The organism is Pseudoramibacter alactolyticus ATCC 23263 (genome assembly GCF_000185505.1).
GTDB classification, from domain to species: Bacteria; Bacillota; Clostridia; order Eubacteriales; family Eubacteriaceae; genus Pseudoramibacter; species Pseudoramibacter alactolyticus.
On the sequence record NZ_GL622359.1, the window covers coordinates 2206412 to 2217547 of the forward strand.

Below are 11136 nucleotides of genomic sequence, written 5' to 3' on the forward strand. Positions count from 1 at the left end.
TTGTCATGAGAAATCAAAATGAGCGAAAGGACCAGAAGGACTCATTAGAAAAGCGGGTGACGGCAACGTCTGACGGGGCGGCCAGACAGGCAGCCGAAGCCAATCCGTCGGCTAAGATGCCGGAGCGATTTGGCCGGGGCGCGGCGGAGGAACAAAAGTGCGAGGAGGCGACGACGCCGGCTGAACGTTTTGAACATGGCAGTGAAAATCCAAAGTCAGACGAAGCTCCAAAGACGAAAGGCGTGACAAAGCCCAGACGCTTCGGCCGGGGACCGAAATCCTGAAAGACCGGCAAAAAAAAAACGATCCGCTCACTCAGTGAGCGGATCGTTTTTTTGCCAAGCCCGGATTTAAAAAGTTTCGTTAATCCAGGGGGAAATCTGCCAGACGTAGCGGGTATCTTCCGGATCGTTGAGCGCTAAAATGGCGTAGTTTTTGCCGATGAAAACGGCCTTGTCCCCGGGCGCTTCCTGATATTCCACGCCGGTATCGCCGTAATAAACGGCCTCGGTCATATCCTTCAGCGGGACGACGGATTTCTGATCGTATTGCCGGAAGCGGTTGAATTCGCGAAAGGCTTCCGCTTGCATCGCCTCGCTCAGCAAATGCTTCTGAGATTCTTCCTTGACATCGATAATTAAAACATCGGTGGCATCTTCGGTTCTGCGGACCAGTGCTAAAACGTATTTCATGATGAGGCCTCCCCTCCATGCGATCGTTTTTTAAATTATAAACTATTTTAAAAGGCTTGTCACGAAGGGCGGATTAAAAATTAAATTAAAAAAGCCCTGCATCTGCAGGGCCGCCAATGAGGGCTTAGTCGTAGGTCTTGATCTTGTTGTTGATCTTCTGACGGGTCAGGTCTTTGCCGAACCATTTTTTGGTCAGTTTGCCGTAGGTGCCGTCTTTTTTGAGGGCTTTGAGCGCGTCGTTGATTTTGTCGCGCAGGGCGGTGTCCTGCTTGCGGCAGACAACGGCCACCGGCTCGTTGGACAAAGTGCTCGAAGAGACCTTGTAGGTATTCGGCTGCTGTGCCACATAGAAGTTGGCCACCGGTTCATCGGTCATGATGTAGTCGATCTGGCCGCCCCGCAGCGCGGTGAAGGCGTCGATCATGGAGTCGAATTCCTTGAGGGTCATTTTGTTGCCGTCCTTTTTGAAAGCCTTGGCCGCGTAATCCGCGGTGGTTTCGAGCTGGACGCCGACTTTCTTGCCGTCAAGCTGCTTGATATCCGTGGCCTGGGCGCCGCCGGCCGGGGAGACGATCACCACGCCGTTGCCCAGATAGGAATCGCTCATGGCGAAGCTCTTCTGGCGCTTGTCGGTGTTGGAGACGCCAGCGATGATGCATTCATACTGGCCGGAATTGAGCCCGTTGAAGATCCCGTCGAAGGAGGTGTTGGTCCATTTGGCCTTCACGCCCATTTTCTTGGCGAGGGCGCGGCCGAGGTCCACGTCGAAACCGACGAGCTTGTTGTTTTTATCCTTATATTCGAAGGGGGTGTATTCGGCGTTGGTGCCGATCTGCAAAACCCCGTCGTCCAGGGCGCTTTTTTGTTTGCTGCCGCAGCCCGTCGCAAAACCGATCACCGCGACGAGGCAAGCGGCGAGGGCAATCACTGTGAGTTTCTTTTTCATGAATGAACTCCTCTCTTAAAACTCTCTTGATTATAAAACAAAGGCCGGCAAAAGACCAGCCTTTTATGGGTAAATATGCAGGAAAATTTTATTTTATACAACGTCGTCGACCGGCGCGAGCAAATTGGTGCGGATGGCGGCGAGATCCGCCGAGGCGAGGTCCGTCTGCTCGGTCAGGTAGCGCTCGACATCGCCGAAGTGCCCGCGGATAAAATCGAGCTGAGATTTAAGCCAGGCCGGCCGCACGCCGAAGAAGTCCCGCAGCTTGGCCCGTTCCTCCGGCGCGGCCATGTTAAAGCCGGTGGCCATGATGGTGCCCAGGCTTTCGTAGGCCCGCTCGAAGGTGAGGTTGCTCAGGGTGTAATCGGAGAGGATCACGGACTCCGGAACGCCGCAGATCAAAAGGATCAGCGCCGTCATAAAGCCGGTGCGGTCTTTGCCGTTGGTGCAGTGATAGAGCAGCGGAAAGGCCGCGGGGTCTGTCATCAGGTGGAGCACCCGGGCAAAATCCCGGGCCTTGTGTTCGACCTGGTAGCGGTAAATCTCCCGGAAGAAGCGGTCGATGCCGTCGGGATCGTCAAAATCGATGTCCCGGGCGGAGACCGGAATGCCCTTCAGCACCGGCAGGTTGATGTAGTCCGCGGTGGCGGGCAGACGGTCGCGCTGTTCGCCCGCCCGGCCGGTGTCGCGGAAGTCAATCACATGGCGCAGGCCGATGGCCTCGAGGGCGGCGATGGCGTTGTCATCCCAGTTTGAGAGCGCCTCGGCGCGAAATACCAGCCGCCAACGCAGCTTTCGGCCGTCCCGGCCGGTATAGCCGCCGATATCCCGGAAGTTGATGGTGGTCTCGGGCAGCAGGATGCGGCGGTCGAGCTGAGACTCGTCGCAAAGAATCAGGTGCTCGGCGTCGTGATAATCCACGGGCGCCGGCGGCTCTTGGTTTTTCCCTTTTTAAAACGGGTCCGCCGGGCGAGCATGGCGGCGCCAAAGGCCGCCGGACCAAACCCGGCGAGGGCTGTCGTGATTTTGCGGATGATTTTTTTCACAGAGGGTCTCCTTGGGTGCGTTGCAATGAATGGTTGTTTTCATTATTATAGCATAAACCGCGCCGGGGCCATCGGGGCCGCGGCGCAAAATTTTGGAGGTGCCCATGCAGAAGGATCGACAGGGAATCGGCGTTTATGTGCACATTCCCTTTTGTGTGCAGAAATGCCGGTATTGCGATTTTTGTTCATCCCGGGAGAATGCGGCAGCCATCGGCCGGTATTTTGACGCGCTCGTCGCCGAGATCCGGGCGGATGCGGCCGCGGCGGACCGGCGGGTAGCGAGCCTTTATGTCGGCGGGGGCACCCCGTCCTTTGTGGACGCGGCGCAGATTGCCCGGGTGGTGGCGGCGCTGGAGGCGCGCTACGCTTTTTCCCTGCGGGATGCCGATATCGAGGCGACCATCGAGGTGAACCCTGCCTCGGCGATGGCCGATAAGCTTGCGGCCTATCGCAGGATGGGCTTTAACCGGCTGTCCGTCGGCTGCCAGAGCACCGATGATCGGCTGCTTGCGCTGATGGGGCGGGCGCACCGCGCGGCGGATTTTTTCGCCACGGTGGACGCGGCAAAGGCTGCCGGGTTTGAGAACATCTCCGCCGATGTGATCTTTGGCCTACCGGAGCAGCATTTGGCCGACGTTGCGGCGACCATGCGGGACCTGCTCGTCCTGCCGCTGACCCATCTTTCGGCCTACAGCCTGATCGTTGAGCCGGGGACGGTGTTCGACCGCTGGGAGCGGGAAGGCCGGCTCGCGCTTCCCCCGGAGGACGAGGAGCGCGCGATGTATGAGACGGTGCGCCGGATGGCGGCGGATGCCGGGATGGCGCCCTACGAAATTGCCAATTTTGCCCGTCCGGGCTATGCGAGCCGGCACAACAGCCGGTATTGGAGCTTCGAGCCCTATCGGGGGTATGGATTGGGCGCGGCTTCTTTTGTACGGCCGGCGGCCCTGCCCCTGGGGGACGGAGATTGCCGGCGCTTTGCGAACACATCGGACTTGGCGGCTTATGGTCTCGCGCCGGGTCGGGCGCTGGCGGAGGATCACCGGCTGTTTCTGGCCGAGGCCAAGGGCGATTTCATGTTTCTCGGGCTCCGGCGCACCGCCGGCGTGCGCGACGCGGTTTTTCAGAAGCTTTTCGGCGCTTCCTTTTTTGAAGAATACGGCGCGGCCATCGCCGGGCTGCGGCGGCAGGGACTTGTCGAGGTGGCCGGTGATGCGCTGCGGCTGAGCCGCCGGGGATACGACCTGGCCAATCAGGTGTTCATGGCCTTTGTGTGAGCCGGCTTAAATTAAACTGTAAATTTTTCAGAAAAAACGTCGGAAAGGGAAATTTACGCCGGAATCTTGTTGACAATTCAAAATCCCGGTGCTATATTAAACACAGATATTAGCACTCATACAAAAAGAGTGCTAATAAAGAGGCGGTGATAAGATGAAGCCCAGAAAAAAGAAAATACTCACGGCGGTGATTCAGGAATATATCAATACGGCCGATCCGGTCGGCTCGCGGCCCCTCTCCAAGCATCACGAGCTCGGGGTCAGCCCGGCGACCATCCGCAACGAGATGGCCGACCTGGAAGAGATGGGCTATTTGATTTCACCCCACACCTCCGCCGGGCGCATCCCGACGCAGAAGGCCTATCGCTATTATGTGGACGAGATCATGCAGATCCGCAAGCTCGCGGAGAGCATGCGCCGGGACATCCATCGGGGGTATCTCAAGGCGGGCCGGGAGATCGATCACGCCATCGCCCACACGGCCGATGCCCTGTCGACCATCACCAACTATACCTCGGTGGTGCTGTCGCCTCGGGTTTCGCGGTTCAACTGCAAGCATGTGCAGATCGTGCCGCTGATTCGCAACCGGGTGCTGATGGTGGTGGTTACGGTGGAGGGCATCGCCAAAAATGTGGAGGTCACCCTTTCCCAGAATGTGGATAATGAAATGGCCCTGCGCCTGTCCAACGCGCTTAACAGCATGCTCAAAAACATCGCACTGCAGGATTTCGGCACGGACATGGTGGACAGCATTGCCGATTTGACCCGGGCAGAGACGGCGGTCCTTCGCGAAATGCTTCCGGTCCTTCAGGAGACCCTCCTCGAAGAGGAGACCGAAGTCACGGCGACGGGGTTTAAAAATCTGCTCAACTACCCGGAATTTAACGACGTGGACAAAATCAAGAATCTGGTGGATGTGGTCGAGGCTAAGCCCCTTTTGGCGAAGGTGATGGTGAACAGCATCACTCATACCGGTGACGACCGCAATCAGATCATCCACATCTCCATTGGCGACGAGAACGATAACCAGCATCTGAAGGAATTTTCGATCATCACTTCGACCTACGAGATGAACGGCAGCCCGATGGGCGCCTTTGGCGTGATCGGCCCGACGCGGATGAATTATTCGCTGGTGTCTTCGGTGCTCGACGCCATCCGGGAGGAGCTCAACGACAACATCAACAAGCTATTGGAATAACCGCGGCGATGACCGCGGCGCAAACACACAAAGGCAGGAATCATGGCAGAAGAAAAAGAACCATTAACTCAGGAAGCCGAACCGACAACATTGGAAGCGGAACCGACGGTGGACACCGAGCAGACGGCCCGGGCCGAAACGCCGGAAGCACCGCAGGAGCCCTCCAAGGCGGACACGGCTCAGGAAGAAAATTACAAAGATCAACTGATGCGGCTGCGGGCGGACTTTGACAATTACAAAAAACGTACGAGCCGGGAAAAGGCCGACATCGCAGCCTACACCACCGAAGGCCTGCTCAAGAAGCTCTTGCCGGTGGTCGACAATCTGGAACGGGCCCAGGCGGCGGCCGAATCAGACGAGGACAGTCAGGTGGCCGAAGGGGTCAGGATGGTCTTTGACGAGCTGATGGGCGTGCTCAAAGACGAGGGCCTTGAGGAAATCGAAGCCGAAGGCCAGCCCTTCGACCCGAATTTTCATCACGGCGTGGCCGTGGCAAACGATCCCGAATCGGACGACCAGGTGGTGCTAAACGTCTTTCAGAAGGGTTATACCTACAAAGACCGGGTGGTGCGCGCCGCGATGGTGCAGATCAATCAAAAGTAAGTGAAAAATCCGGTGCTTTTCAGCGCGATTCACAATAAAAAATATCCATTCAGACCATTTCAGGAGGCAATCAAATGAGTAAAGAAAAAATTATCGGTATCGATTTAGGAACAACCAATTCTTGTGTGGCAGTGCTCGAAGGCGGCGATCCCGTCGTCATTCCGAATGCGGAAGGGGCCAGAACCACCCCGTCGGTCGTGCAGATCAAAGACGGCGAACGCTTGGTGGGCCAGGTGGCCAAGCGCGGCGCCATCTCCAATCCGGACGGCACCATCTCGTCCATCAAACGCCACATGGGCTCGGATTACAAAGTTAATGTTGAAGGCAAGGAATACACCCCGCAGGAGATCTCCGCGATCATTCTGCAAAAACTGAAGGCCGACGCCGAAGCCTATCTGGGCGAGGAAGTGAAAAAGGCCGTGATTACCGTGCCGGCCTACTTTAACGACGCCCAGCGTCAGGCCACCAAGGATGCCGGCAAGATCGCCGGTCTCGAGGTGGAACGCATTATCAACGAACCGACGGCCGCATCGCTGGCCTATGGGCTCGAAAAGGACGCTTCCCAGAAGATCATGGTCTTCGACCTGGGCGGCGGCACCTTCGACGTCTCCATCCTTGAGCTGGGCGACGGCGTGTTTGAAGTCATGGCGACCTCCGGGAACAACCATCTCGGCGGCGATGATTTTGACAACAAGGTCATCGACTGGATGGCAGCTGAATTCAAGAAGGAAAACGGCGTCGATCTGAAGGCCGACAAGATGGCGCTCCAGCGTTTGAAGGAAGCGGCAGAAAAGGCCAAAATCGAACTGTCATCCACGCTGAAGACCGAAATCAACCTGCCCTTTATCACCGCGACGGCAGAAGGGCCGAAGCATCTGCAGATGGATCTGTCCCGGGCCAAGTTTGACGAACTGACGGCCGATTTGGTGGACGCCACCCGCGGCCCGGTCAACCAGGCGTTATCCGACGCCGGCATCTCCGGCGCCGATCTGGGCCGGGTGATTCTCGTCGGCGGTTCCTCGCGGATCCCGGCGGTGCAGGCGGCCGTGAAGGGCATTACCGGCAAGGATGCGGATAAATCCGTCAACCCGGACGAATGCGTCGCCGTCGGGGCGGCCATTCAGGGCGGGGTGCTCGCCGGCGAAGTCAACGATGTGCTGCTCCTCGACGTGACGCCGCTGTCGTTGGGGATTGAAACCCTTGGCGGCGTGAGCACCAAGCTGATCGAGCGGAACACCACGATCCCGACGAAAAAATCCCAGGTGTTCTCCACCGCGGCAGACAATCAGACGGCGGTCGACATCCACGTGCTCCAGGGCGAACGGGAAATGGCCAGAGACAACAAAACTTTGGGCCGCTTCCAGCTGACGGGCATTCCGGCGGCGCGCCGCGGGGTGCCGCAGATCGAAGTGACCTTTGATATCGACGCCAACGGCATCGTCAACGTGTCGGCCAAGGATATGGGCACCGGCAAGGCGCAGAACATCGTTATTAAATCCACATCCAACATGAGCGAAGCTGATATCGACAAGGCCGTGAAGGAAGCGGAACAGCACGCGGCGGAAGACAAGAAGGAAAAGGACCTCATCGAGGCGCGCAACAACGCCGATTCCGCCGCCTATCAGGCCGAGCAGTCCCTGAAGGACATCGGCGACAAGGCCACGGCCGACGAAAAGGCGAAAGTCGAAACGGCGATTGCCGAGCTGCGGGAAAAGGCCCAGGGTGACGACCTTGAAGCCATCAAGACCGCGACCGACGCGTTAAACGAATCCCTTTATCCGATTGCGCAGAAGATGTATGCCGATGCGCAGGCGGCGCAGCAGCAGGCCGGCCAGGAAGCGCCCCAGGGCGGTGCCCAGGATCAGGGCGCGGCAGGCGGCGACGACGTCGAAGACGCGACCTATGAAGACGTCACGGACTAACCGAACGGCATTAATCACAACAAAAGATCTGCCGCAGGGCAGGCGGAGAAGGGCAGCTTTTTCAGGGCTGCCCTTCTTAAACAAAGGCGATTTTAAAATGCCGGCTTTACAGATGCGGCCGGATGGCATAAAATGGGGCGGCAACAAACGACGTGAGGTGAGAACGCGATGAGTAAAGAAAAACGCGATTATTATGAAGTGCTGGGCGTGGATAAAAACGCCAGCGCAGACGACATTAAAAAGGCCTACCGCAAGCTGGCTTTAAAATATCACCCGGACCGCAATAAGGGCGATAAAGAGGCGGAAGAAAAATTCAAGGAGGCCAACGAAGCCTACGAGGTGCTCAGCGACGACGAAAAGCGCCGCAACTATGATCAGTTCGGCCATGCCGGCGTGGACGGTCAGGGCTTTGGCGGCTTCGGCGGCGGTGCCGGTTTCGGCGGCTTCGAGGATATTTTCTCCGATATTTTCGGCGGCGGTTTCGGCGGCTTCGGCGGCTTCGGCGGCAGTGCGGGTTCGGCCCGGCGCGGGCCGAGCCGGGGCGCCGATATGCGCATCAATCTGCATTTGAGTTTTAAAGAGGCGGTGTTCGGCACCACCAAAAAGATCAAGATCAAGCGGCGGGAAGCCTGCACCCATTGTCACGGCACCGGCGCGAAGGACGGCTCCGGCGTGAAGACCTGCGACCGCTGCGGCGGCACCGGCCAGGTGACGATGCGCCGCCAGACGGCCTTCGGCATGATGGCCCAAACCACCGTATGCGATAAGTGCCACGGCGAGGGCAAGATTATCGAAGAGCCCTGTGATTATTGTCACGGCAGCGGCCTGGAAGAAAGGGAACGCACCATCGAGATCAAGATACCGGCCGGGGTCAACAACGACTCCGTGCTGCCTCTGCGCGGCCAGGGCCACGCCGGGGCGAACGGCGGCGGCAAGGGCGATATTCTGGTGTATATGAGCATTGCGGCGGATCCGCTCTTCAGCCGGGAAGGCGACGACATTTATCTGGACATGCCCATCACCTTCAGCCAGGCGGCCCTCGGCGGCAATGTGGATGTGCCCCTGGTGGATGGGACGACCAAAAAAATCAAAATTCCCGAAGGCACCCAGACGGGCAAGATTTTCCGCATGCGGGGCATGGGCGTGCCCAATGTCAACGGCTATGGCAAGGGCGACCAATACGTTACCGTCAAGATCGAAACCCCCCAGAAGCTCAATAAGCACCAGCGCGAGCTGCTTAAGAAGTTTGACGATTCGCTGGAGAGCAAAAACAAACAGCGGGGCAGCAGCTTTTGGAATAAGGTCAAAGAAGCGTTTCAATAATTGGGCAAGCAATGAAAAGCGGCGGCGAATGAAAGATATTTCCCCTTTACTGAACTATCAGTAAAGGGGATTTTTTATGCCCGATAGTTATGAACTTAGGATTGAACGCATTGAATAGTAGTGAACAATAAAAATGGTCGGAGACATCAAGCAGGATAAAGGAAAACGACTTTCATCAGATTCACGAGTGGGTCAGCGTCGGCGGCGTCTGATATCATAATAGAACAAAATACGATGATGGATGCGCATGTTATAATCATTAAGGTTTTTAAGAAAGATCCGTCATAAAATTAAAAAAGATCGGATCAATCAGGCCTTAATTCGCGCCATGCGATCAATTGGCCTATCGGGGAATCCTTATTGGAACGCATTTTGTTATTGACGATGCTTGTTTAAGAATTTTGGAAGATCCTATAATGGATCCCGGAAATCGGAGCTATTCATCTTTGCGTTGCCCCTCCTTGAAGAGGATAGGCGTTGGGGATTTCGGTATTCCGATGCAAAAATGGTTAAGACCGACTTCTTTGGAGCAAGACCAGCGATCTGCGCCAAAAGCAGTCCCATCGAGATGACCTGCAAAGAAACTTAATCTGGCGGCATTAAAGGTAAATTTCGGCTTGAGATAGAAGGCTTAAATTTTAATAATCGAAAGAATAAATTATGAAAAATCATGAAGGTATGAGCTACGATATCGTAATCGTTGGAGCGGGACCTGCAGGTTCTACATTTGCAAGAGAAATTGGCAATAGGGGATTAAAGGCTGCGATCATAGATGGACAAAGCGTTTCTCCAAACAAACCTTGCGGCGGACTGTTGGCCCCTGATGCCCAAAAACTTATGGCGGGATACGACCTTGTGCTTCCCAAGGAAGTTTTGGCAGATCCACAGATTTTTTCAGTAAGAACGATCGATCTTGAGAAGAATATTGAGCGCTTTTATCAAAGATATTATCTTAATATGGATAGACATCAGTTTGATGCCTATCTTCTGTCATTGGTTCCCGAAGAAGTTGAACGGATTAACGGAAGAGTGATGAAAATAACTAAAATGAAGGAAAGCCATCAGCGCAGGGAATCCGACGACGGAAGATTTAAATTTGATGTAATAACGGAAGGCGGAAAAGCGGCTACCCTTACTTCCAAATATGTGGTAGGCGCAGATGGGGCGGCTTCAGTGGTACGAAAATCATTTTATAAGATTCCTATATTACGATATATGGCCATTCAGCAGTGGTTTAAAATCGATATGCCTCCTAAAACATATTATTCTTGTATATTTGACGAAAAGACAAGCGAAAGCTGCTCATGGACCATACACAAGAACGGCTATTTTATATATGGCGGCTGCTTTAAACCCAAGGGCTGCAGACCGGCATTTGAAACGCAGAAAAAAAGACTTTCAGCGTATTTGAACTACGATTTTGGTGAACCAATAATGACGGAAGCCTGTTTGGCGTGCAGACCGAGGCGCATGAAAGACTTTGTCACCGGAAAAGACGGCGCATGGTTAATTGGCGAGGCGGCAGGTTTTATCAGTGCCAGTTCATTGGAAGGAATTAGTTTCGCCATAAAGAGCGGAAGCATGCTTGCAGACGCTTTTAACCGAGGCAAAGGCTCCCGTGAAATAACGTCAATCTATAAGAAAAAGGCCCTTTCTTTAAAGTTAAAACTGTTGACCAAAGTGATTAAACATAAAGTGATATTCACCCCTTGGATTAGGAAAATAATCATGAAAAGCGGCATCCAATCGATAAAATAGGGTTGTCTTTGAGTCCGCCTATTTAAAGCGTGCCGGCGTGCACAATGACCGGAATAAAGGCGATGCTGCGAAATCGGTTTTTGTCCTTTGCCAGTTGATTGCAAGGGACTTTTTTTATTTGGCGAATGGCCAAGCCAATGCCAGGGCTTTGAATCGTACACTTCGCATGGAATTTTATGACCAGGGCATTTGCGATGTCGACGGTTCAGTTGATCGAATGCCTTTTGGATGTATTCATCTGGAATGTTTGTGAGATCTTTCCCTTTTGGAAAATACTTTAACCCATTGACTGACGTTTTCGTTGAAAGCGCGTTTTGAATTTTCCTGATTTTAGGACGGCCTTTGCAAACACGATTGCAGCAGAAGGCCAG

At 55.0% G+C, this 11136-nt stretch carries 11 protein-coding genes; 7 read left to right on the forward strand and 4 right to left on the reverse strand.

The features are described from left to right. The first annotated feature begins 5 nt into the window (after window positions 1-5). Window positions 6-284 carry a hypothetical protein gene (locus HMPREF0721_RS10470; RefSeq protein ID WP_040640071.1) on the forward strand — a complete coding sequence of 93 codons (279 nt, stop codon included), beginning with the start codon at window positions 6-8 and terminating at the stop codon, window positions 282-284. A 66-nt stretch (window positions 285-350) separates the two neighbouring features. On the opposite strand, the gene HMPREF0721_RS10475 is transcribed toward HMPREF0721_RS10470, so the two are convergent. From HMPREF0721_RS10475 to HMPREF0721_RS11950, 4 genes are all read right to left on the reverse strand, one after another. Then, window positions 351-692 (reverse strand): hypothetical protein, encoded by a 342-nt coding sequence (locus HMPREF0721_RS10475; protein WP_006599752.1) that lies wholly within the window; start codon window positions 690-692, stop codon window positions 351-353. Window positions 693-816: 124 nt separating this feature from the next. Further along, on the reverse strand, window positions 817-1638 hold the full coding sequence (locus tag HMPREF0721_RS10480; RefSeq protein ID WP_006599753.1) for a substrate-binding periplasmic protein: 822 nt from the start codon (window positions 1636-1638) through the stop codon (window positions 817-819). Between the two features lie 93 nt (window positions 1639-1731). Further along, the gene (locus HMPREF0721_RS10485) at window positions 1732-2559 is read right to left on the reverse strand and encodes a tyrosine-protein phosphatase (protein WP_006599754.1); all 828 of its coding nucleotides are present in this window, start codon (window positions 2557-2559) and stop codon (window positions 1732-1734) included. Next, entirely contained in the window at window positions 2532-2684 is a 153-nt protein-coding gene (locus HMPREF0721_RS11950) for a hypothetical protein (protein WP_006599755.1), read from the reverse strand. Before HMPREF0721_RS11950 ends, HMPREF0721_RS10485 begins: the two co-directional genes overlap by 28 nt. A 104-nt stretch (window positions 2685-2788) precedes the next feature. On the opposite strand from HMPREF0721_RS11950, the gene hemW reads away from it, so the two are divergent. The 6 genes from hemW (at window position 2789) to HMPREF0721_RS10515 (ending at window position 10765) form a co-directional block, all read left to right on the forward strand. After that, window positions 2789-3961, forward strand: a complete 1173-nt coding sequence (hemW, locus tag HMPREF0721_RS10490; RefSeq protein ID WP_006599756.1) for a radical SAM family heme chaperone HemW — start codon at window positions 2789-2791, stop codon at window positions 3959-3961. 154 nt (window positions 3962-4115) lie between these two features. After that, window positions 4116-5159 carry a heat-inducible transcriptional repressor HrcA gene (gene hrcA / locus HMPREF0721_RS10495; protein ID WP_006599757.1) on the forward strand — a complete coding sequence of 348 codons (1044 nt, stop codon included), beginning with the start codon at window positions 4116-4118 and terminating at the stop codon, window positions 5157-5159. Window positions 5160-5201: 42 nt separating this feature from the next. Then, the gene (gene grpE, locus HMPREF0721_RS10500; RefSeq protein ID WP_006599758.1) at window positions 5202-5762 is read left to right on the forward strand and encodes a nucleotide exchange factor GrpE; all 561 of its coding nucleotides are present in this window, start codon (window positions 5202-5204) and stop codon (window positions 5760-5762) included. Between the two features lie 74 nt (window positions 5763-5836). Further along, the gene (gene dnaK / locus HMPREF0721_RS10505) at window positions 5837-7684 is read left to right on the forward strand and encodes a molecular chaperone DnaK (RefSeq protein WP_006599759.1); all 1848 of its coding nucleotides are present in this window, start codon (window positions 5837-5839) and stop codon (window positions 7682-7684) included. Window positions 7685-7852: 168 nt separating this feature from the next. Next, on the forward strand, window positions 7853-9007 hold the full coding sequence (gene dnaJ / locus HMPREF0721_RS10510) for a molecular chaperone DnaJ (protein WP_006599760.1): 1155 nt from the start codon (window positions 7853-7855) through the stop codon (window positions 9005-9007). A gap of 660 nt (window positions 9008-9667) precedes the next feature. Next, the gene (locus HMPREF0721_RS10515; protein ID WP_006599762.1) at window positions 9668-10765 is read left to right on the forward strand and encodes an FAD-binding protein; all 1098 of its coding nucleotides are present in this window, start codon (window positions 9668-9670) and stop codon (window positions 10763-10765) included. Window positions 10766-11136 lie beyond the last annotated feature (371 nt).